The organism is Marinomonas sp. ABL3_031 (genome assembly GCF_056161265.1).
Map to the genome: position 1 here is coordinate 318,108 of NZ_JBSWYU010000003.1, position 21,919 is coordinate 340,026.

Here is a 21,919-nt window from a genome sequence, read left to right on the forward strand (position 1 = left end):
ACTTGCTATCAGGCTCACATAAGATGGCTAATGAACTATTGTCTGGCCTTCTGCTGCACCCTGCTATTATCCTCTTTCAGTTATGCGGACACGGTAACCGCGACCCTAGATAAAAAAGTAGTCACCGAAAATACGCTAGTGAAACTTACCTTAAAAGCCGATTTCAGCAATACAGGTAATGGCCCAGATTTGAGCCCATTACAAAAAGATTTTGAGGTATTGGGAAAAAGTCAAAACAGTCAATTCAGCTTTAACCTTGGCACCAGCAAAGCGCTCAATTTTTGGGTTGTTTCACTTATGCCTAAATCCGTTGGCACAATAGAAATTCCTGCCATCACGATAGGCAACCATCAGTCCCAGCCCATTAAATTAGAAGTGAAAAGTTCACCTCAATTGCTTGATGACAATGGCAATCCTCCCGTTATCGTTCGTATAGAGGCATCAGACAACGAACCTTACCTACAGCAACAGGTAATTTTACGCATCAAACTCTATACTTCAGTTGCATTACAGAATGCCAATCGTACTGTGCCAAGCCATCCAGACTTAGTCGTCGAACGTTTGAGCGATGATCAAATGAGCTATGAAACCATCAATGGCACACAATACGAGGTGATTACTCGCGATTACTTAAGCTTTCCACAGCGCAGTGGTTTACTCACCATCTCACCCCAAGGCATTCAAGCCATGGTGAACACGTCTTTTGGCCGTCGCTTAATCAAAGTTCAAAGTGAACCATTAAATCTACAAGTACTTCCTATTCCTGCCAGTTATGTAGCCGACGCCTGGTTACCCAGTCAATCAGTTGAAGTCACTAGTAAGCTATCGTCTACTGATAATACACCACGTGTTGGTGACACCTTATTGTGGAATATTCACATTCGTGCAACAGGATCATTACCAGAGCAAATCCCAACATTAGATTTTAATAGCACCAGAAATTATAAACTTTACCCACAACCACCTAAATTCAGTACCAGTAAAAATGCCAATGGCGTCATTGGTGAACAAAGTATACAAGTGGAAGTGGTACCAACCGCACAAGGCAATCTGCAACTACCAGACATCGACATTAGCTACTGGGATACGCGCAAAGCCAAGCTGGTTCACGCGCTGGCTAATACCAACGGCATAGACATTGCGCCCCTACCAAACTTAGAGAATAACAAGAAAACGCCTAGCATTGACACCACACCTTTGCCTGCACAACCAAGTTCAACTGCACCGATTTCACTGCAAAAGAAACCAGAGCCTAAGGCTGAACCAACCATAGTGGCTTCTCCAACCATCATTAAGTCTGACAATGACACCTGGTCACTCAAAACCCTAATGATATACACCTTATTTGCCATGGCTTTACTCACGCTGGCTTTGTGGGTCTTTTTACGCCGTCAAAAACCAAAATCTGAAACGATGGAAGAGTCGGTTCCGACCCTACAGGAGTTCGCGCCACTTTCTACACCTGACGAACCTACTGCATTTCAACACTTGTTAACGACCTGTCGTAATGATCAACTTTCTGAGTTGCGAACAAACTTACTAGAGTGGGCTCGTCATCGTTGGGGCGACCATGAAATTCGTACTTTAGATGACATCAAGCGGCTAACTTCTGTGCAAGTTACCCAATTACTCATGGAAGCTGAACTGATAATGTACTCCAATAATCCCTCTCATGAATGGTATGGCAAACCTTTGGCTGACGCCCTTGAAGAATATGTCAGCGGCATTGCCAAACCATCTCAAGCCAGTCAATTAAAAGCCCTGTATCCAAATTTTTAAGTCAAACTTCAAAGGAACAAAAAATGACAAGTTACCAGTCAGGCATTATCGCGGAACCTTCCAGTGACGCGTTTTTTGTTACCCTAAATATACTAGCTGAGCATATATCAAGCTTAAAATCCGCTCTTGCGGCTTTTCCAAGCACCATCAATCAAGTTCAGCAAGAATTCAGCCAGGCGCAATTGCACGCAGCGATTGGCTTTAGTAAAGGTATCTGGTCTAAGCTCGATACACAGCAGCCAAAAGAACTCGCCTTTTTTCCTCATCTAAAAGGCCCAGAAATGGAAATCACACCAACAGACGTCGACATGGTGCTGCACATTCGAGCCATGCGTCATGATGCGGCTTTCGATCTGACTCGTCGTCTATTTGCATTACTCAATGACTGTGTCGAACTAGTGGAAGAAGTGCCCTGTTTCATCTATAAAGACAGTCGCGATCTCACCGGCTTTGTAGACGGTACAGAAAACCCACAAGGCGAACAGCGTAAAGCCGTTGCCTTGGTAAGTGAGGCTGATCCAAACTTTGCCAATGGCTCCTATTTAAACCTTATGCGCTTTAGCCATAATTTGGAAAAGTGGCAACAACAGGACCTTAAAACTCAAGAAGACACATACGGACGTACTAAGCAAGACAATGAAGAATACCCTTCTGCGGAAAAATCAATTCACGCCCACACTAAGCGCACGTCATTAAAAGACGCACAAGGTAAATCCATTGAGATTTTACGCCAAAGTATGCCTTACGGAAATTTAACCGACCAAGGCCTAATGTTTGCCAGTTACAGTAAGAGTCCTACTAATTTTAATTTAATGTTGGAAAGCATGATTATCGGTGATGAACAGGGCAACACAGATCACCTGATGAAATACACAGAAGCAAAAACAGCCCAAGCGTTTTTTGTGCCAGCCAATGAATGGTTCTTAAAATTTCAATAAGGTTATAAAGTCGTATTAGCGATCTAAAATAACTCGCCATAAAACCAAAAAACCACTTCACAATGTGAAGTGGTTTTTTATTTTTCAGCGAATATAACTTAGCGTTCAATATCCGCTTGAGTGGTTAAGTAAGCTTGTTGAGCCTGTGTGCTCAAATTCGCTTGATTTTGACTCAAGTAACGCTGATAAGCTTGCTTCTGTTCATCCGTAACAGGCTCATCACCAATGGTAACTTTATTGAGACGAATCAGTGCCACATCGCCATTGGCCATATCCTTAACCTCAGTCACAGGCGCTTGCTCAGGATGAGGCAGAGAGAAAGCCAATGAGGTTATTTCGTCTTGACCTCGCTGAGCATTCTCAACACTGGTCCAATCTGTATTAGCAGAGGCCATTGCCGCTTGCGCTTTGACCTTCAAGTTAGCAAGCGCTTTATCTTGTATAACGATAGACGCCACTTGATCTTTCACATCGTCAAAACTTTGTACGGCTTCCGCTTTATGATCGTTTAAATGAACCACCACAACTTCATCGTCATTCAATTCAATCAAATCACTGTTTTGATCATCTTCCAACACAGCTGCACCAAAGGCGGCCGCAATCACTGCTGGGTTAGAGGTAACCTCATCACTACCACCTTGACGACCAAAGTAAGCACTGTGCAGCACATCAACATCGTATTCCTTAGCAATGCCTTGCAAGTTCTCACTTGCGTACGCTAAATCAGTAATGTCTTCATGAGCGGTTAATAAAGCGTCACGAGTTTTGTCAGCAAGCAATTCTTGAGTTAATTGCGCTTTCTCAGCTTCAAAACTTGGCAGATCCACTGCGGCAATATCATCTAATTGAATCAGGTGAATACCGTATTCTGTTTTCACCTCTTTGACTTCACCCTTCTTCATTGAAAACAAAGCCTTTTCAAATTCATCGCCCATTGAACCCTTCTGAATGTAACCTAGATAACCACCGTCATTTTTAGAGGCGATATCATCAGAGTACTGAGCCGCTAAATCAGCAAAGCTTTCACCAGCCGCTAGCTTTTCTTGAATCTCAGTAGCAATGGCCTCAGCGTCTTTCTCAGAGCGATCTGCGGTCTCAATCTGAATATGCGAAGCGGAACGTTCTTCTGGCGTCATATCAGCAATCAGAGCTTGATAAGCGTCCTGTAATTCAGCATCCTTCACTTCCACTTTATCATTGAAATCGCTGCTAGCAATAACCACATAGTCAAGCTTCACTTGCTCTGGTGTTTTGAAGCTGTCTTTGTGCTCATCATAGTAAGCTTGCAACTCTGCATCAGACACATTGGTTTGTTCAGATTCATCAGCAAGTGAAAAAGACACATAGTCATAAGAACGTATTTGCGATTGTAAGTCCGTTACTGTTTGCACCTGATAAGGCAACACAAATTCTGAACCCGCGATGGCATTACGAGGCTGTTGAATCAACACATCTTGCTTAATTCGCTCCTTGAATGCCAATGGCGTAAAGCCAAGCGAGCGTAAAAAATTCAGATATTTGTTCTGATCAAATTCACCGTTTGTTTGGAATTGCTCTGCTTGCAATAAATACGCATTCACTTGCGCATCTGAAACCCCCAATCCAAGATCGTCGGCTTGGTTGGCAAGCACGGCGCGCTGAATCAATTCATCAAGAGCGCGACGTTGTAATAGATTGTCTTCTAATAAAGCCGGATTAATTTGGCTTCCCATCATAGAAATCAACTGGCGACGTTGAGTTTCCGCGCCTTGCAACATTTGTGTACGAGTGATTTCGACGCCATCCACTTCGGCGACTTTATCTGATGAATTGAAACTGGTAACTAAGGCATCAACGCCAAAAAGAGCAAAAGTCACGACGATAAAACCAACAATGATTTTGACAACAATGCCTTGTGACTTGTCTCTGATATCCTGGAGCATTACTGCCTCCATATGAAATTTATTTAATGAGCCAACAAAAAAGGTGTATTCCGCTTGGACTACACCTTTTTGTATCTAATGGCGGAACAGACGGGACTCGAACCCGCGACCCCCTGCGTGACAGGCAGGTATTCTAACCAACTGAACTACTGCTCCACGTGCATTAGTTTACAGCGTCTTTTAAACCTTTGCCGGCTTTAAAGCCAGGAACCTTAGCTGCTTTAATTTGGATTTCCTCACCAGTTTGAGGATTACGGCCAGTACGTGCAGCACGTTCTTTAACAGCAAAAGTACCAAAACCAACAAGTGTTACCTGGTCACCTTTTGCCAAAGCCGTTTGAATTGTATTTATAGTAGCGTCAAGAGCATTATTAGCAGCAGCTTTAGAAATATCAGCAGACGCTGCAATTGCATCAATCAATTCAGATTTGTTCACGTTGTACCCCTTCAGTATTTTCGTGGTTCCTTAGTTTTATTATCGGCGCAAAAAATATGTCAACCGACAAGGCCGAGCGAGCAGTTATACAAGCCAAACCTACTCCCTGTCAACACAGGATGGATCTAATGATGACTTACAGACTCTTGTTCATCAACAGTTTTTTCACTAGAAGGTAATGTTTCTACCTTTTTTGGTGAAGGAATGTACTCTAATGCAATATCCAGCACTTCATCAATCCATTTTACTGGGATAACGTCAATGTCTGCTTTAATGTTATCCGGTATTTCCTTCAAATCACGGCTATTTTCTTGTGGAATAATCACCGTTTTAATACCACCTCTATGAGCCGCCAGAAGCTTCTCTTTGAGCCCACCTATAGGCAAGACCTCTCCGCGCAATGTAATCTCACCAGTCATCGCCACAGAGGCTTTAACGGGCACTTTTGCAAGCACTGATACAATAGCCGTGCACATAGCCACACCAGCACTTGGACCATCCTTCGGTGTAGCGCCTTCTGGAACGTGTAAATGGAGGTCAATTTTTTCATGAAAATCGTCATCAATCCCCAGTCCAGCAGCACGACTTCGCACTACGGTAAGGGCCGCTTGAATGGATTCTTGCATCACATCACCAAGCGAACCTGTTTTCACATGACGACCTTTACCAGGCACACCCGCCGCTTCAATGGTTAATAATTCACCGCCCACAGAGGTCCAAGCCAAACCTGTAACCTGACCGATTTGATTTTTTTCTTCCGCTTTACCATAGCTAAATTTATGGACGCCAGAGAAATCTTCTAGATTCTCGCTAGTAACAGAAATAACAGCGATTTTTTTCGCTTTCGCCAACGCTTGCTTTTTCACCACACGACGACAGATTTTACTGATCTCTCTTTCTAAGCCACGCACACCAGCCTCTTTGGTGTAGTAACGAATCACATCCATTAAAGCATCGTCAGTAATGTCAATTTCACTGTCCTTCAAACCTGCTAACTTAACTTGCTTAGGCAATAGATAACGTTTAGCAATGTTTAATTTTTCGTCTTCGGTGTATCCTGGGATACGAATTACTTCCATGCGATCTAACAAGGGACCAGGAATGTTCATACTATTGGAAGTACAGATAAACATTACATCTGATAAATCGTAGTCCACTTCTAAATAGTGATCATTGAAAGTATGGTTTTGCTCTGGATCCAACACCTCTAGCAATGCAGATGCTGGATCCCCACGTTGATCCATGCCCATTTTGTCGATTTCATCCAACAGGAATAATGGATTTTTTACTTTTACTTTCGTCAGTTTTTGCAACAATTTACCCGGCATTGAGCCAATATAAGTACGACGGTGACCGCGAATTTCCGCTTCATCACGTACACCACCTAATGCCATGCGCACATATTTACGATTCACGGCTTTCGCAATGGATTGACCAAGGGACGTTTTACCCACACCTGGAGGCCCAACCAAACACAATACTGGACCTTTGACTTTTTTCACGCGCTGCTGAACGGCCAAAAACTCTAAGATACGCTCTTTAACATCTTGCAAACCATAATGATCCTGATTCAACACTTTCTCGGCATAGGCAAGATCGTTGCGCACTTTACTGCGTTTTTTCCACGGCAAGGAGACCAACCAATCAATATAACCACGCACTACCGTGGCCTCAGCCGACATGGGAGACATCATGCGTAGTTTTTTCAACTCCGCTTCGGCTTTGTCTTTGGCCTCTTCTGTCATCCCCACTTCGGTAATTTTTTCTTGCAGCAAATCCAACTCATTGCTGCCATCCTCCATGTCGCCCAACTCTTTTTGAATGGCTTTCATTTGTTCATTCAGATAATACTCACGCTGGCTTTTTTCCATCTGTTTTTTGACGCGACTGCGAATATTCTTTTCAAGATGAGCAATATCTAACTCGCCATCCATCAAGCCAATCAAGTATTCACCACGGGCCACCAAAGAATCCATCTCAAGGATCTTTTGCTTATCTTCGAGTTTTAAACTCATGTGACCTGTGATGTTATCAATCAGTTTGGCCAAATCATCAATGGATTTAAGCGAAGCCACCACTTCAGAAGGAATACGCTTGCTGCCAGCCACATATTCATCTAACTGTTTTAGCAAAGCACTACGAATAACATCAAATTCAGCCTGATCCTCTTCTGTTTGATCAAGTTCTATAACCTCACCCGATACAAACTCACCTTCGTCTTTCATACCTTGCAGACGAGCACGCTTCACCCCTTCTACCAAGACTTTAACCGTACCATCTGGAAGACGGAGCAATTGCATTACCTTAGCTGTCGTACCAATGTCGTACAAATCCTCCATCACAGGATCGTCTTTTGAGGCATCTTGTTGAGCCACGAGAAAAACATGCTTATCGCCTTCCATTGCGGATTCAAGGGCGGCAATGGATTTAGAACGACCAACAAATAAAGGCAACACCATGTGGGGGTATACTACTACATCACGTAATGGCAACATTGGAAGAAGCAAAGAATCTGACATATTAATTTCCAACTTTGGCGCATCAGTATAAAGCGCACTTACTATCTATTAATTTATAGCTATTAAATTGAGGATTAGAAAAGAGATAAGGGCAAAGCTTAAAATTACAAGCATTCAATTTGTTCAATGTAGCGCAGTTTGTTGTGAAATGCGAAAACAAAAAAGCCGAATCCACATATGCAGGTTCGGCTTTGCAATTCATTCTTAATAACAATTAAGCATTTTTAGCGACATCTTCTTTTTCAAGAACCATTAATGGCGCTGATTCACCTCGAACAGATAGCGCATCCATAACCACTTTCACAACATCTTGTCGCGTAGGTAAGTCATACATACAATCCAACAAAGCAGACTCTAAAATACTACGTAAGCCGCGAGCACCCGTTTTACGCTCCAAGGCTAACTTTGCCGCTTCATGTAATGATTCAGGGGTAAACTCCAACTCCACACCCTCAAGCTCAAACAAATGTTGGTATTGCTTAACCAAAGCATTTTTCGGCTCACTCAATATGGTCACCAAAGCCTCTTCATCCAATTCAGACAAGGTTGCCACAACTGGTAGACGACCCACAAACTCGGGGATCAAACCAAATTTAACCAAGTCCTCGGTTTCCACGCTATGAACCGTTTCAGAGAAAGATTTGCCTTCATCCTTGCTTTTTACTTTAGCAGAGAAACCAATGCTGCTTTTCTCGGTACGCTCACTGATAACACGCTCAAGCCCGGCAAACGCACCACCACAAATAAATAAAATATTTGAGGTGTCAACTTGCAAGAACTCTTGCTGAGGATGCTTACGACCACCTTGTGGCGGTACGGATGCCACCGTACCTTCAATCAATTTCAATAGCGCTTGCTGAACACCTTCACCAGACACATCACGAGTGATAGATGGATTGTCTGATTTTCTTGAAATCTTATCGATTTCATCGATATAAACAATACCACGTTGCGCTTTCTCAACGTCATAGTCACAGTTCTGTAAAAGCTTTTGAATGATGTTTTCAACATCTTCACCAACATAACCGGCTTCGGTTAAGGTCGTCGCATCTGCAATGGTAAAAGGCACATCCAATACACGTGCTAATGTCTGCGCCAATAGAGTTTTACCGCTACCCGTTGGACCAATCAGCAAAATATTACTTTTGCCTAGCTCCACACCTGATTCCGCTTTACCTTGATGACGCAAGCGCTTGTAATGGTTATACACTGCAACAGCCAAAACTCGCTTAGCACGCTCTTGCCCGATAACATAATCATCCAAAGCCTTACTTAATTTAACCGGTGTTGGCAATTCATCATCAGCACTGGTTTCACCTTCAGTCTGGGACAGTTCTTGCGTAATAATATTGTTACACAGATCAACACACTCATTGCAGATATAAACAGAAGGACCTGCGATAAGCTTTTTTACTTCATCTTGGCTTTTGCCACAGAATGAACAATACAACAACCGATCTGAGTGGTCGCCACGACTAAAATTATCATCCGACATCTATTCCACCCTTATAAAAAATTAAACTGTACGTTTTTGCAAAATATCATCAATCAAACCGTACTCTTTAGCAGCTTCCGGGTCCATGAAATTGTCACGATCCGTATCCACCGCAACCTGATCTACCGGCTTACCTGTGTGGAATGAAATAATTTCATTCAACTTATGCTTAATACTTAAGATCTCACGGGTATGGATCTCAATATCTGACGCTTGGCCTTGATAACCACCAAGCGGCTGGTGAATCATGACTCGAGAATTGGGCAGACAAAAACGCTTACCAGCCGCACCCGCCGTCAATAATAAAGCCCCCATGCTGGCCGCTTGACCAATACACATGGTACTAACATCTGGCTTGATAAATTGCATAGTATCATAAATAGACATGCCTGCCGTTACCGAGCCACCAGGCGAGTTAATATACAAATGAATATCTTTATCTGGGTTCTCTGACTCTAGAAACAACAATTGCGCAACAACCAAATTCGCCATGTGATCTTCTACTTGACCAACCAAAAAGATAACACGCTCTTTCAATAGGCGAGAATAAATATCGAATGACCTTTCGCCACGTGCGGTTTGTTCAATGACCATAGGTACAAGGCCATTACTCGTAATTGCTACTGGGCCTGTCGTTGGATTCGTCAAATTCATATCGCATTCCTTAAAACAAAAAAGTCGACATAACCAGAGCTATGTCGACCTTATTTAAAAAAGATAAGAAGAGATTCTTATGCTTCTTCTCCAGCTTGGGCCACTGGCTTAATAGCGTCTTCATAGCCCAAAGTTACTTCAGTTACTTGAGCGGATTCTAACAGTTTATCAACAACCTGCTCTTCAAGTACAGCAGATTGAACCTGAGCCAGTTGCTCTTTGTTCTTCAAATAGAAGTCGATAACTTGTTGTGGCTCTTGGTATGCTTGAGCCATTTCTTCCAAGAAAGCACGCACACGATCATCATCTACTTTAATGTCGTCTTTCTTGATAACTTCCGAAATCAATAGACCAAGTTTAGCGCGTTTTTTCGCTTCGTCTTGAAATAGCTCAGCAGGCAATTGAGAAGCATCAAAATCTTGACCACCAAATTGCTGAGCAGCTTGCTTACGCAATGCATCCACTTCTTGATCAACCAATGCAGAAGGCACTTCTACCTCATTGATGGAAGAAAGACCATCAAACAAAGCTGTTTTCAATTTAGCTTTAACCGCTTGATTTAGTTCACGCTCCATGTTTTTGCGTACTTCAGCACGCAAAGCTTCTAACGTCGCTTCTTCTAAACCAAATTTCTCAACGAATGCATCGTCAAGTTCTGGTAGCACTTGCTCAGCCACTTCAGATACTGTGATTTTAAACGTCGCTTCTTGACCTTTAAGGTTTTCCGCTTGGTAATCTTCAGGAAAAGTCACTTCGATAGAACGCTCTTCACCTGCTTTTGCACCAATAATGCCAGTTTCAAAACCCGGGATCATAGTATTTGAACCCAACACCAACTTATGACCTTCAGCAGAACCACCTTCAAACGCTTCCTCACCTAGGTAGCCAACAAAATCGATTGTCACTTGGTCACCATCAGCCGCTTCACGCTCAACAGCATTCCACTCAGCATTTTGCTTACGAAGTGTTTCCAACATAGTGTCTACGTCAGCGTCCGTTACCTCAGAAATAACACGCTCAACCTTGATAACAGCGTTATCTGCCAAGGCAACTTCTGGGTAAACTTCTACTTTAACAACAAACTCTAGATCAGCGCCCTCAGCAAAGTTTTTTGGCTCAATTGAAGGCATACCAGCAGGTTGAAGCTCTTCTTTCTGGATCGCTTCAACATAGGCATCACGCATAATTTGTTCAACTGCTTCAACACGAATGCCCTGACCGTAGCGTTTTTTTACAACACTAACAGGCACTTTTCCCTTACGGAAACCATCCATGCGGATAGTTTTGGCTGTTTTTGCCACTTCAGTGTTCACTTTTTCATCAACGCGAGCAGCTGGAACAGTGATACTCAGTACGCGTTCAATTGGAGACGTTGTCTCTACAGAAACTTGCATAAAATTTCCTCTCGGGAACTTGCTTTAATTTATTGGCTAATAAATGACCAAAAGATCATCATACCTAATCACAGCCAACAAAACCTAAATTAAATCGTATTAAAGTAATGGGCTGAAATGGCGCGCCTGAAGGGATTCGAACCCCTGACCGTCCGCTTAGAAGGCGGATGCTCTATCCAACTGAGCTACAGGCGCAAAACTCATTACATTTCTTGTGGTGGGCTATTATAGGGATGGAATAGCAATCGTCAACTAATAGGCATAAAAAAGCCCAGTTAAACTGGGCTAAAATGACTATTTGTTACTAAGGAACCGAGAATAGCTAAACTCTACTACTCCACAGCACAAATATCACAAAAGGAACAAAACCAATATTACTCGCTAAAGAAGAAAAAAACAAGTTTAATGCGCCATAAACAAGCACATTGCACTATTTTTGTGCATTGTGCATTGTGCATAAAGTAAGTGAGTATTACCCCACTTCTCACCTTGTGATAAAGTAGTAATCGCCCTAAATTTGGCCAATTAATGGATGCTTATGAATCCTCGCTTTGAGCAATACACAACAGAATTAAAACCCTACGCCATCATGACGCTTGGCCATTTTAAAAACAGTGCATTGTCTCAAAAAGCGGCGCAGCTTACCCTATCCAGTTTACTAGCAGCCGTCCCCATCATCACCATTATTCTTGGTATTTTGAGCTTCACCCCCACACTACAAACCATGCAGGCCCAACTACTCAACTTTATCGAACTGCATCTCGCACCCGGCTCAAGCGAGCAAGTATTGCCCTATTTAGTCAAATTCTCTGAGCAATCAAAAAAGCTGCCCATTGCTGGCATCATTATGCTGTTTTTAACCGCTCTACTTTTATTAAACAATTTCGAAGCCAGCGTTCAATCTATCTGGCATATTCAGAAACGTCGAAAAATTCGTGAAAGAATGCTCACCTATTGGGCCATTTTAACCCTAGGTCCTATTTTATTCGCAGCCACGTTAAGCCTATATGGCACCCTTATCTCATTAGAGTTTCAACAAGAAAGCAATAGCCTATGGTTCAATAATCTTTTGGAGTTCGGCAGCTTATTTCTATATTTCCTCATGCTATTAACCTTGAATTATTTAACCCCCAATGCCGAAGTTTCTTTTAAACTGGCCTGCTTAGCCTCAATTTTTGGCAGTCTTGGACTCTTTATTCTAAATGTCATCTTTAGTTCCTTTGCGCAATTTTTCACTAACTACCAAATCATTTATGGTGCATTTGCCGCTTTGCCAGTTTTTTTAATTTGGTTACAAACCTCGTGGCTAATCATTCTTGCCTCAATCTGCCTATGCGCCACATTACATAAGATTAAGACTTAGCATCTATAGACATTTCATGTAAAATCGCGCCTACTTAAAACGATCAGAGCAAATCATGACAACCATCACCCAACTCAACCAAATCCTTGAAGATGCAGACTGCCTTATGGACGAGCAGCAAATTAATGCCGCTCTAGATAAAATGGCACAGCAAATCACCGCCGATTTGGGCGATAAATTACCCCTCGTACTTTGCGTCATGAACGGCGGACTTATCCCAACAGCAGCACTCATAGAACGCTTAGGCTTTCCGATTGAATTAGACTATATTCATGCCACGCGTTATGGCATGGATACAGAAGGCACTTCACTTAATTGGATCAGCTACCCACAAACAGAACTAAAAGATCGACATATCTTGGTGATAGATGACATTTTTGACCAAGGCCACACGCTACAAGCCATCATCAAGTGGCTTGAACAGCAAGGCACCAGCAGCGTATACACAGCAACGGTGATTAATAAATTGCATGACCGCAAGACGGACATGGTACCCGACTACATTGGCGCGGATGTCGAAGACAAATTTCTATTCGGTTACGGCATGGACTACAAAGGTTACTTTCGAAACCTTAAAGGCATTTACGCGGTCAAAGGAAGTTAACAAGATAAGCATTATGAGCAGACAACTCTTAATGCCCTTTTAAAAACCATTAAAAAAGGCGCTTTGTAAATCACAAAGCGCCTTTTTTGTAGACTAAAACCTAAACGAAACTAAAACACTCGGTTGAAGCCATTCAAGGCAGCGACACGATACGCTTCTGCCATCGTTGGATAGTTAAACGTCGTATTCAAGAAGTATTTCAAAGTATTCTGCTCACCAGGTTGCTTCATAATGGCTTGACCGATGTGAACGATCTCAGACGCTTGGTCACCAAAGCAGTGGATACCTAATATTTCCAATGATTCACGATGGAACAATATCTTCAGCATACCAACTGCTTCATCCGTAATTTGTGCTCGCGCGGTATTTTTAAAGAAAGCACGACCGACTTCGTATGGCACCTTTTCAGCCGTCAATTCCGCTTCCGTTTTACCAACTGAACTGATTTCAGGAATGGTATAGATACCTGTCGGTACCTCGCTGATAAATTCACCACCTGGCATGCCAAGCATGTTAGCTGCCGCCGCACGCCCTTGATCATAAGCGGCACTTGCCAAACTAGGCCAACCAATGACATCACCTACCGCATAAACATTTTCAACTTGAGTCTGATAGGTATCGTTTACTGCCAACTGACCACGGCTGTTCACTTCCAAATCGATGGAATCCAGGCCAAGATTATCAGTATTACCAGATCGGCCATTACAAAACAGCAAAGCATCAGCGCGTAATTTTTTACCAGATACCATATGCATCACAACGCCACGTTCCGTGGTTTCAACGGATTCGTAGGTTTCGTTATGGCGAATCAACACACCACCGTCACGCAAGTGATAACTCAATGCATCTGTTATCTCATCATCCAAAAAGCTTAATAGCTTTTTACCTGGATTAATCAATTCAACACGTACACCCAAGCCACAAAAAATAGACGCGTATTCACAACCTATAACACCAGCCCCATAGATAATAAGAGAACGCGGGGTATGGTTAAGACTTAGAATGGTGTCAGAACAATAAATGCGAGGATGTGAGAAATCAATGTTAGCAGGACGGTAAGGACGCGACCCTGTAGCGATCACTACCTGCTTAGCCACCAAGAGTTCAGGACCCCGTTCGTATGTGTTTACTTCAATTGTATTGGCATCTTTAAACTTACCGCGACCAAAGTATATATCGATACGATTACGAGCATAATACTCAGTTCGCCCCATTACTTGCTTATCAATTACTTTATTAGCACGGTCTAATACTTTTGGAAAAGAGAACCAACGAGGTTCTCCAATATCACGAAACATTGGGTTAGTGTTAAACGCAATAATTTCTTTTACAGCATGACGCAAGGCTTTTGATGGGATAGTTCCCAAATGCGTACAGCTACCACCCACTTGTGAACTGGCTTCTATGACAGCGACTTTTTTACCTGCTTTAGCCGCATTCATCGCTGCACCTTCACCAGCAGGTCCTGTACCTAGAACCACAACATCATAATGTCTTGTTGTCATATCACCCTCTATCTCGTTAATTATTTAGATGCGTCGTAAAATGCATCATCTACTACTTTTGCGGCGGCTTTTTTAGTCTCTTTTTCACATTTACCTTTATCGCCACCACAAATGTCACAAGCCACTTCCATGCCAAGCGCACTCATGCCACCACAAGAACCAGAGATCGGCTTACGCCCCATCAATACCCCTACTGACATCGCGGTTACCACCAACAACATCGCAGCAAATACAATAACAGCCGTTAACATAACGCCCCCTAAAATAAATTTACTCTATAGCCTAGTTCAAATAAGGCCTAAACGCATCCGCAGGATGCTCCTCAAATCCAAAATCCGTTTTTACTAACAGATAGGCCGCAATACCATGCTCATTAGCAAATTCGAGACCTTTTTCTGGCCCCAATACGGTAATGGCTGTTGCCAGACCATCTGCCATAGTAGTCGTTTTATCGACTACAGTAACCGACACCAAACGATGCGTAATGGGCTTTCCTGTTACTGGATTAATAGTATGAGAATAACGTACACCATTCTTCTCAAAATAATTGCGATAATCACCTGATGTCGCAATCGCCATATCAGAAAGCTCTATTATACGTTCAGCCATTTCATGACCACTAACAGGGCTTTCAATGGCAATACGCCAAGGCGCACCATCAGGCTTGGTCCCTTTGGAAGAGATTTCACCACCTACTTCCACCAAGAAACTTTCAATACCGTTACGCTCTAACACTCGAGCGACTTCATCCACACCATAACCCTTGGCAATGGACGACAGATCCACATATAGGTCTTTTTCTTTGGTTAAGCGCTTACCTTCTAATAATAAGCTTTGATAGCCAACCCTTTCTTTCGCCATACGAATCTCAGACTCGCTCGGCACACGATCTTCGCGATTTCCTGGACCAAAGCCCCATAGATTAACCAAAGGACCAATCGTGACATCGTATTCACCTTTTGTCATTTGGCTAATCAACAAAGCCTTATCAATTACGTATGCCATTTCATCGCTAATTATTAAGGATGAACCCGTAGGTAACTTATTAAACTCAGATAATTCTGAGCTCGAGTCGTAGGTCGACATCAATTTATTGACCTTAACCAAGGCAGCATCCACATCGTCTTTTAGCGCCCAAGGATCGGAGACATCACTGGTAGTATAAAATTTTACTGTATATGTGGTGCCCATAGTAGGGCCAGAAAAACTCACCAATTCAGGAGTAAAGGAAGAACAACGATACAAGATCGCCAATGACACTAGCAACAAAGCTGAGATTAGTAATTTATTTCGCATAGCACATCTTTTAAGTTAGCAACAAAATAAAGACCCACCGATTGGTGGGTCTTTATTTAGGCATTAGCCACCGAAATCATCCAACATGATGTTTTCTTTTTCGACACCTAAATCTTCTAGCATCTTGATTACCGATGCATTCATCATTGGAGGTCCACACATGTAGAACTCACAATCTTCAGGTGCAGGATGATCTTTCAGGTAATTTTCATATAACACGTTATGAATGAAACCTGTTTTACCTTCCCAATTATCCTCTGGCTGCGGATCAGAAAGCGCCAAATGCCACTCGAAGTTTTCGTTTTCTTCTTGCAGTTGGTCGTATTCGTCCATGTAGAAGGCTTCGCGCATACTACGCGCACCGTACCAGAAAGAAATCTTACGCGTAGACTTAAGACGCTTAAGCTGGTCAAAGATGTGCGAACGCATTGGTGCCATACCCGCACCACCACCAACGAAGACCATCTCAGCATCCGTGTCTTTAGCGAAGAACTCACCAAATGGACCGTAAACTTTGATCTTATCGCCTGGCTTCAAGCTAAACACATAAGAAGACATTTGACCTGGTGGCACATCGTCTTTACCTGGCGGTGGAGAAGCGATACGGATGTTGAATTTAACCAGACCTTTCTCTTCTGGGTAGTTCGCCATAGAGTAAGCACGAATAACCGTTTCATCCACTTTAGAAGTGAATTTCCACAAGTTAAATTTATCCCAATCACCGCGGTATTCTTCTTCGATGTCGAAGTCTTTGTAATGCACAGTGTGAGCTGGTGCTTCAAGTTGTACATAACCACCGGCACGGAAGTCTACGTTCTCACCTTCAGGCAATTTCAACGTAAGCTCTTTAATGAAGGTAGCGACATTTGGATTGGAATCAACAGTACATTCCCATGCTTTAACACCAAATACTTCTTCAGGCACCTCAACGTCCATATCCTGCTTCACAGAAACCTGACAAGACAAACGATAGCCTTCTTTTTCTTCACGGCGAGTGAAGTGTGATTGTTCAGTCGACAGCATGGAACCGCCGCCGCTTGTCACTTTACATTTACATTGGGCACAGGTACCGCCACCGCCACAGGCAGAAGACAAGAAAATACCACTGTTTGCTAATGTTTGAAGTAACTTACCACCCGCTGGGGCTGTCACTTCTTTTTCACCATTGATGCGGATTGTAACGTCACCCGTACTCACCAAGCGGGCACGAGCAGCAAGAATGATTGCTACCAGTGCCAACACGATGGCGGTGAACATTACCACACCTAGAATAATTTCTAAGTTGACCATGTTAGTTAAACCCTATTCTTCGTTGTCTAAATGCACTGCCATTTAAAGCTGCACACCAGAGAATGACATAAAACCTAAGCTCATCAGACCGACTGTGATAAAGGTAATACCTAAACCACGCAGACCAGCAGGAACATCTGAATACTTAAGTTTCTCGCGAATACCAGCAAGGGCTGCAATAGCAAGCGCCCAACCAACACCAGCACCCACACCATAAACCAAACTTTCACTGAAGTTGTAGTCACGCTCTACCATGAACAGGGACGCCCCCATGATGGCACAGTTTACAGTGATCAGTGGCAAAAACACCCCTAGGGCGTTATACAATGCTGGCATGTATTTATCGAGTGTCATCTCAAGAATCTGAACCACCGCAGCAATAACACCGATGTAGCTCAATAGACCCAAGAAGCTCAAATCCACATTACCAAGACCTGCCCACTCAAGTGCGCCGTCTTCCAATAGGTTTTTATACAACACATTGTTCAATGGTACCGTAATGGCCAAGACCACGATAACTGCGATACCGAGACCGATAGCGGTTTCCACTTTTTTGGACAAAGCCAAAAAAGTACACATACCAAGAAAGAAGGCCAGCGCCATATTCTCAACGAATATAGCCTTAACAAAAAGACTGATTAAATGTTCCATTTATAGAGCCTCCTGCGCACGTGAATTAGCTGCAATTTTAAATTCAGGTTCTTCCACCTGCTCTTTCTTATAAGCACGTAGGGCCCAAATAACCAAACCGATTACGAAGAACGCACTAGGAGGCAACAACATCAAGCCATTTGGTTGATACCAACCACCATTTTGAACGGTAGCGAAGATTTCCACACCGAACAGTTTACCTGCGCCCAATAATTCACGGAAAAAGGCAACAATAATCAACATTGCGCTGTAGCCAAGACCATTACCAATACCATCAAGGAAACTCATACCAGGACCATTCTTCATAGCGAAGGCTTCAGCACGACCCATTACGATACAGTTAGTAATAATCAAACCAACAAAAACAGACAATTGCTTACTGATTTCAAAAGCAAAGGCTTTCAAAACCTGATCAACCACAATTACCAAAGAAGCAATAATGATCATTTGTACAATGATACGAATACTACTTGGAATATGGTTTCGAATAATTGCGATAAAAAAGTTAGAGAATGCCGTTACTAAGGTTAAGGCAATTGCCATAACCAAAGACACACTCAAACTGCTGGTAACAGCCAGCGCCGAACAAATGCCCAAAATCTGCAAAGCGATTGGGTTGTTTGACAGAATTGGCCCAAAAAGAACGTTTTTGACTTCAGACATTATTGAACTCCTTCACTACGAAGATGAGACAAGAAAGGACCAAAACCTTCTTTACCCAACCAGTATTGAACTAGGTGAGTAACACCACGACTGGTCAATGTCGCACCAGATAGACCATCAACCATGTGAGAGGCATTTGGATCAGAACTGTCTACACCGCCTTTGGCAAGGGCAATAACCGCTTGACCTTGCGCGTCGTAAACTTCTTTACCTTTCCAAAGTGCTTTCCAGTTAGGGTTATCCACTTCACCACCCAATCCAGGTGTTTCACCTTGATCATAAAAACCAAAGCCGACTATCGTATTGAAGTCTTTCTCTAATGCCATAAAACCATACATGGTTGACCATAAGCCATAGCCATGAACAGGCAAGACAATACGCTCAATTTCATCACCTGACATCACGAGATAGACAGACGCAAAATTTGAACGACGCTTGATACTCGCAGGATCGTTTTCACCTGATAAAGAGATCGACAAGCTTGGGTCTTTCGCAGCAGCTTGTTGATCAAAAGTTGCAGGGTTGATACCCACTTCTTTTAACTCAGCTTGTGAAGCGAATTCACCTGTCTGCAAATCCACAATACGTGTTTCAACAGACTCAAAAATTTCGTCGACAGACTTACCTTCCTCCAGCATGCCAGCGGCAGAGAGAATATTACGTTTACGGTCTTCATCTTTGTTCGCATTCTGGATTGGCTTTAAGCCCACTGCCGCTGCAGCGACAAAAATAGAACACACAAGACACAAAGAAAATGCCACGAGAATGGTTTTTTTAATGCTATCGTTACTGCTAGCCATTGCGTGCAATCCTCCGTTTAATATTCGCTTGAACCACAAAGTGGTCAATGAATGGAGCAAATAAGTTTGCGAACAAGATTGCCAACATCATACCCTCTGGGTAAGCTGGGTTAACAACACGAATCAAGACAACCATTAGACCAATCAATGCACCATAGAACCACTTACCACGGTTCGTCATAGACGCAGACACTGGGTCGGTTGCCATATACATCATACCGAACGCAAAACCACCTAATACCAAATGCCAGTACCAAGGCGTTGCAAACATTGGGTTAGAATCTGAACCAATTAAGTTGAACAGTAACGACGTCGCCACCATACCCAACATAACGCCAGCAACGATACGCCACGCTGCGATGCGCATAATCAACAATGCACCGCCACCAATCAGGATAGCTAAAGTAGACGTCTCACCCATTGAACCTTGAATGAAGCCAAAGAAAGCATCAGACCAAGCAACTGTTACACCAGGTACACCACTTGCAGCCAGCTGACTCAGCGCAGTGGCACCAGAGAAACCGTCAACAGCTGTCCATACGGCATCACCTGACATAGATGCAGGGTAAGCAAAGAACAAGAAAGCACGACCAGCAAGTGCTGGGTTCAAGAAGTTCTTACCTGTTCCGCCGAATACTTCTTTCGCCAGTACCACACCAAAAGTAATACCCAAAGCCACTTGCCACAATGGAATCGTAGCAGGTAGGGAAAGAGAGAATAGAATAGAGGTAACAAAGAAACCTTCGTTTACTTCGTGCTTACGCACCGCCGCAAACAAAACTTCCCAGAAACCACCCACAACAAAAGTAACAAGATATACGGGCAAAAAATGCATCGCGCCGTAAATCATATTGTCCCAAATGCTACTAGGGTCGTAACTTGTTAGACCGCCAATCACAGCATGACGCCATGTATCTGCCGCCGTCACACCCATCGCTTCCATGGCAGTATTGGCTTGCAAGCCGATGTTATACATACCAAAGAACATCGCTGGGAAAGTACACATCCAAACAAGAATCATGATACGTTTCATATCAACCGCATCACGAACATGGGAACCATTTTTCGTTACAGAGCTTGGACGGTAGAAAATGGTATCGACCGCTTCATAAAGCGCGTACCATTTTTCGAATTTACCACCTGAATGGAATTCAGGCTCCATTTTATCAAGTACTTTTCTAAGTCCCATGAATCAACCCTCTTTCTCTATTAGAGTTAGGCAATCACGAAGAATTGGGCCGTACTCGAACTTACCAGAACAACTGTAAGTACATAACGCCAAGTCTTCATCATCTAACTCAAGCGCACCTAGCTTTTGAGCCTGCTCTGTGTCATTCACCACCAAAGCACGCAGCAATTGGGTTGGCAAGATGTCCATAGGGATTAAGCGCTCAAAGTTACCAAGTGGCAACATAGTACGATCACTACCATTTGTCGTCGTCGACATATCAAACGACTTTTTACCTGTCAGTTTAGAGATAAACACGTTCATTAATGAGTGCTTCTCTACACCGGCACGAAGATAATGCATCATTTGACGCTCACGGCCTTCACGCAACACAGAGACTTGATTATGGTAACGACCTAAGAAAGCAAAAGGACCGAAAGCCTTGCGACCAGACAAAACAGAACCAGATACTATACGGTTCTCATCGTCGACCAGTTCACCTGCAACCAATTCCTCAAGGCTGGCACCCAACTGAGCACGAACCAAACGGGGATTGTTTACTTGAGGCCCGGCCAATGACACAACACGCTCTACACTTAGCTCACCAGTAACAAACAATTTACCGATGGCAATCACGTCTTGGTAATCGATAGACCAAACTGTTTTTTTATCATTCACAGGGTCAAGGAAATGAATGTGCGTGCCAGCAAGCCCAGCAGGGTGCACACCAGCAAACTCTTCTACAATGACATCTGAAGTGGTTGGCACTTTCGCACCAGGGGCTTTACATACAAACACCTTGCCTTCAGTAAGACGCGTTAAAACCGTCAAACCATCCGCAAAGGCTTCTGCTTGATCCGCCAACACAACTTCAGGATTCGCCGCCAATGGATTGGTATCCATTGCCGTCACAAAAATGGAGTTTGGCACAGTATCAATGCCAGGAACTTTTGAGAAAGGACGAGTTCGCAACGCTGTCCACAATCCTGATTCAACAAGATTCTCAACAACTTTACTACGCTCTAGGGATTTCAACTCTGATCCTGAGTAAGCCGTAAAGGTTTCAGATTCATCACCTTCTACGTCGATCACGATAGATTGGAATACACGACGTTCACCACGGTTAACCGCAGCAATCGTACCAGAAGCTGGGGCAGTATACTTTACACCTTCCGTTTTTTTATCCGTAAAGATAACTTGCCCTTTCTTTACCTTATCTCCTTCCTTAACCAACATGGTCGGTTTCATACCATGGTAGTCAGGACCGATCAAAGCAACTTGTTTCGCTGCCAGCGTACTCTCAATCACTTGCTTGGGAGCACCTGAGATCGGAAGATCAAGGCCTTTTGTAATTTTATACATATGTTCTGCCCAACAATAAATTGAACACAAAAGCGTCATGCGTCATGCCCCTACCCCCCTCCGGGAAAACATGTAAAAGC

General features: G+C 43.2%; 19 protein-coding genes and 2 tRNA genes. 4 read left to right on the forward strand and 17 right to left on the reverse strand.

Translation table 11 applies throughout. From position 1 onward, the window contains the following. Positions 1 to 30: 30 nt before the first annotated feature. Together ACXAH2_RS05845 and ACXAH2_RS05850 are read left to right on the forward strand one after the other, a co-directional pair. Positions 31 to 1,779, forward strand: a complete 1,749-nt coding sequence (locus ACXAH2_RS05845; RefSeq protein WP_475077238.1) for a BatD family protein — start codon at positions 31 to 33, stop codon at positions 1,777 to 1,779. Positions 1,780 to 1,802: 23 nt separating this feature from the next. After that, on the forward strand, positions 1,803 to 2,717 hold the full coding sequence (locus tag ACXAH2_RS05850) for a Dyp-type peroxidase (RefSeq protein WP_475077239.1): 915 nt from the start codon (positions 1,803 to 1,805) through the stop codon (positions 2,715 to 2,717). 98 nt (positions 2,718 to 2,815) lie between these two features. Here the strand turns inward: ACXAH2_RS05850 and ACXAH2_RS05855 are convergent, their stop codons facing one another. The 8 genes from ACXAH2_RS05855 to ACXAH2_RS05890 form a co-directional block, all read right to left on the reverse strand. Further along, positions 2,816 to 4,639, reverse strand: coding sequence for a SurA N-terminal domain-containing protein (locus tag ACXAH2_RS05855; protein ID WP_475077240.1), 1,824 nt, complete (start codon positions 4,637 to 4,639; stop codon positions 2,816 to 2,818). A 79-nt stretch (positions 4,640 to 4,718) separates the two neighbouring features. Beyond that, positions 4,719 to 4,795 (reverse strand) — tRNA-Asp (locus tag ACXAH2_RS05860). Between the two features lie 7 nt (positions 4,796 to 4,802). Then, on the reverse strand, positions 4,803 to 5,075 hold the full coding sequence (locus ACXAH2_RS05865) for an HU family DNA-binding protein (RefSeq protein WP_475077241.1): 273 nt from the start codon (positions 5,073 to 5,075) through the stop codon (positions 4,803 to 4,805). A 125-nt stretch (positions 5,076 to 5,200) separates the two neighbouring features. Further along, on the reverse strand, positions 5,201 to 7,594 hold the full coding sequence (lon, locus tag ACXAH2_RS05870) for an endopeptidase La (RefSeq protein WP_475077242.1): 2,394 nt from the start codon (positions 7,592 to 7,594) through the stop codon (positions 5,201 to 5,203). Positions 7,595 to 7,808: 214 nt separating this feature from the next. Continuing rightward, entirely contained in the window at positions 7,809 to 9,089 is a 1,281-nt protein-coding gene (gene clpX, locus ACXAH2_RS05875; RefSeq protein ID WP_475077243.1) for an ATP-dependent Clp protease ATP-binding subunit ClpX, read from the reverse strand. Positions 9,090 to 9,110: 21 nt separating this feature from the next. After that, the gene (gene clpP / locus ACXAH2_RS05880; protein ID WP_475077244.1) at positions 9,111 to 9,743 is read right to left on the reverse strand and encodes an ATP-dependent Clp endopeptidase proteolytic subunit ClpP; all 633 of its coding nucleotides are present in this window, start codon (positions 9,741 to 9,743) and stop codon (positions 9,111 to 9,113) included. A gap of 77 nt (positions 9,744 to 9,820) precedes the next feature. Further along, on the reverse strand, positions 9,821 to 11,137 hold the full coding sequence (tig, locus tag ACXAH2_RS05885; RefSeq protein ID WP_475077245.1) for a trigger factor: 1,317 nt from the start codon (positions 11,135 to 11,137) through the stop codon (positions 9,821 to 9,823). A gap of 118 nt (positions 11,138 to 11,255) precedes the next feature. Beyond that, positions 11,256 to 11,332: transfer RNA gene (locus ACXAH2_RS05890), tRNA-Arg, on the reverse strand. Positions 11,333 to 11,675: 343 nt separating this feature from the next. Here ACXAH2_RS05890 and ACXAH2_RS05895 point away from each other — a divergent pair. Together ACXAH2_RS05895 and ACXAH2_RS05900 are read left to right on the forward strand one after the other, a co-directional pair. After that, positions 11,676 to 12,500 (forward strand): YihY family inner membrane protein, encoded by an 825-nt coding sequence (locus ACXAH2_RS05895; RefSeq protein WP_475077246.1) that lies wholly within the window; start codon positions 11,676 to 11,678, stop codon positions 12,498 to 12,500. Positions 12,501 to 12,555: 55 nt separating this feature from the next. Further along, positions 12,556 to 13,104: a hypoxanthine-guanine phosphoribosyltransferase gene (locus ACXAH2_RS05900; RefSeq protein ID WP_475077247.1), complete on the forward strand. Its 549-nt coding sequence runs from the start codon at positions 12,556 to 12,558 to the stop codon at positions 13,102 to 13,104. A gap of 110 nt (positions 13,105 to 13,214) precedes the next feature. On the opposite strand, the gene sthA is transcribed toward ACXAH2_RS05900, so the two are convergent. The 9 genes from sthA to ACXAH2_RS05945 all read right to left on the reverse strand — a co-directional run bounded on the left by sthA (position 13,215) and on the right by ACXAH2_RS05945 (position 21,839). Beyond that, on the reverse strand, positions 13,215 to 14,609 hold the full coding sequence (gene sthA, locus ACXAH2_RS05905; protein WP_475077248.1) for a Si-specific NAD(P)(+) transhydrogenase: 1,395 nt from the start codon (positions 14,607 to 14,609) through the stop codon (positions 13,215 to 13,217). Between the two features lie 20 nt (positions 14,610 to 14,629). After that, on the reverse strand, positions 14,630 to 14,860 hold the full coding sequence (nqrM, locus tag ACXAH2_RS05910; protein ID WP_475077249.1) for a (Na+)-NQR maturation NqrM: 231 nt from the start codon (positions 14,858 to 14,860) through the stop codon (positions 14,630 to 14,632). Between the two features lie 31 nt (positions 14,861 to 14,891). After that, positions 14,892 to 15,905 (reverse strand): FAD:protein FMN transferase, encoded by a 1,014-nt coding sequence (locus tag ACXAH2_RS05915; protein ID WP_475077250.1) that lies wholly within the window; start codon positions 15,903 to 15,905, stop codon positions 14,892 to 14,894. 63 nt (positions 15,906 to 15,968) lie between these two features. Continuing rightward, positions 15,969 to 17,195 carry an NADH:ubiquinone reductase (Na(+)-transporting) subunit F gene (gene nqrF, locus ACXAH2_RS05920; protein WP_475077251.1) on the reverse strand — a complete coding sequence of 409 codons (1,227 nt, stop codon included), beginning with the start codon at positions 17,193 to 17,195 and terminating at the stop codon, positions 15,969 to 15,971. Positions 17,196 to 17,237: 42 nt separating this feature from the next. After that, entirely contained in the window at positions 17,238 to 17,846 is a 609-nt protein-coding gene (gene nqrE, locus ACXAH2_RS05925) for an NADH:ubiquinone reductase (Na(+)-transporting) subunit E (RefSeq protein WP_353668049.1), read from the reverse strand. Next, a complete protein-coding gene (locus ACXAH2_RS05930) occupies positions 17,847 to 18,509 on the reverse strand; it encodes an NADH:ubiquinone reductase (Na(+)-transporting) subunit D (RefSeq protein ID WP_475077252.1) in 663 nt (220 codons plus the stop codon). Further along, complete coding sequence (locus ACXAH2_RS05935; RefSeq protein ID WP_475077253.1) at positions 18,509 to 19,309, reverse strand: Na(+)-translocating NADH-quinone reductase subunit C; 801 nt, start codon at positions 19,307 to 19,309, stop codon at positions 18,509 to 18,511. The genes ACXAH2_RS05930 and ACXAH2_RS05935 overlap by 1 nt, the downstream gene beginning before the upstream one ends. Beyond that, positions 19,302 to 20,498 (reverse strand): NADH:ubiquinone reductase (Na(+)-transporting) subunit B, encoded by a 1,197-nt coding sequence (locus ACXAH2_RS05940; RefSeq protein ID WP_475077254.1) that lies wholly within the window; start codon positions 20,496 to 20,498, stop codon positions 19,302 to 19,304. The genes ACXAH2_RS05935 and ACXAH2_RS05940 overlap by 8 nt, the downstream gene beginning before the upstream one ends. A 3-nt stretch (positions 20,499 to 20,501) precedes the next feature. Then, a complete protein-coding gene (locus ACXAH2_RS05945; RefSeq protein ID WP_475077255.1) occupies positions 20,502 to 21,839 on the reverse strand; it encodes a Na(+)-translocating NADH-quinone reductase subunit A in 1,338 nt (445 codons plus the stop codon). Between the last annotated feature and the right edge of the window lie 80 nt (positions 21,840 to 21,919).

Excerpts from the sequence above, each read along its gene's own strand:
- ACXAH2_RS05930 (WP_475077252.1), bottom strand. The coding sequence starts at position 18,509 with ATGTCTGAAGTCAAAAACGTTCTTTTTGGGCCAATTCTGTCAAACAAC.
- ACXAH2_RS05940 (WP_475077254.1), bottom strand. The coding sequence starts at position 20,498 with ATGGGACTTAGAAAAGTACTTGATAAAATGGAGCCTGAATTCCATTCA.
- ACXAH2_RS05945 (WP_475077255.1), bottom strand. The coding sequence starts at position 21,839 with ATGTATAAAATTACAAAAGGCCTTGATCTTCCGATCTCAGGTGCTCCC.
- ACXAH2_RS05915 (WP_475077250.1), bottom strand. The coding sequence starts at position 15,905 with ATGCGAAATAAATTACTAATCTCAGCTTTGTTGCTAGTGTCATTGGCG.
- tig (WP_475077245.1), bottom strand. The coding sequence starts at position 11,137 with ATGCAAGTTTCTGTAGAGACAACGTCTCCAATTGAACGCGTACTGAGT.
- ACXAH2_RS05855 (WP_475077240.1), bottom strand. The coding sequence starts at position 4,639 with ATGCTCCAGGATATCAGAGACAAGTCACAAGGCATTGTTGTCAAAATC.
- ACXAH2_RS05935 (WP_475077253.1), bottom strand. The coding sequence starts at position 19,309 with ATGGCTAGCAGTAACGATAGCATTAAAAAAACCATTCTCGTGGCATTT.
- clpX (WP_475077243.1), bottom strand. The coding sequence starts at position 9,089 with ATGTCGGATGATAATTTTAGTCGTGGCGACCACTCAGATCGGTTGTTG.
- ACXAH2_RS05845 (WP_475077238.1), top strand. The coding sequence starts at position 31 with ATGAACTATTGTCTGGCCTTCTGCTGCACCCTGCTATTATCCTCTTTC.
- ACXAH2_RS05850 (WP_475077239.1), top strand. The coding sequence starts at position 1,803 with ATGACAAGTTACCAGTCAGGCATTATCGCGGAACCTTCCAGTGACGCG.
- nqrM (WP_475077249.1), bottom strand. The coding sequence starts at position 14,860 with ATGTTAACGGCTGTTATTGTATTTGCTGCGATGTTGTTGGTGGTAACC.
- clpP (WP_475077244.1), bottom strand. The coding sequence starts at position 9,743 with ATGAATTTGACGAATCCAACGACAGGCCCAGTAGCAATTACGAGTAAT.
- lon (WP_475077242.1), bottom strand. The coding sequence starts at position 7,594 with ATGTCAGATTCTTTGCTTCTTCCAATGTTGCCATTACGTGATGTAGTA.
- sthA (WP_475077248.1), bottom strand. The coding sequence starts at position 14,609 with ATGACAACAAGACATTATGATGTTGTGGTTCTAGGTACAGGACCTGCT.
- ACXAH2_RS05895 (WP_475077246.1), top strand. The coding sequence starts at position 11,676 with ATGAATCCTCGCTTTGAGCAATACACAACAGAATTAAAACCCTACGCC.
- nqrF (WP_475077251.1), bottom strand. The coding sequence starts at position 17,195 with ATGGTCAACTTAGAAATTATTCTAGGTGTGGTAATGTTCACCGCCATC.
- ACXAH2_RS05900 (WP_475077247.1), top strand. The coding sequence starts at position 12,556 with ATGACAACCATCACCCAACTCAACCAAATCCTTGAAGATGCAGACTGC.
- nqrE (WP_353668049.1), bottom strand. The coding sequence starts at position 17,846 with ATGGAACATTTAATCAGTCTTTTTGTTAAGGCTATATTCGTTGAGAAT.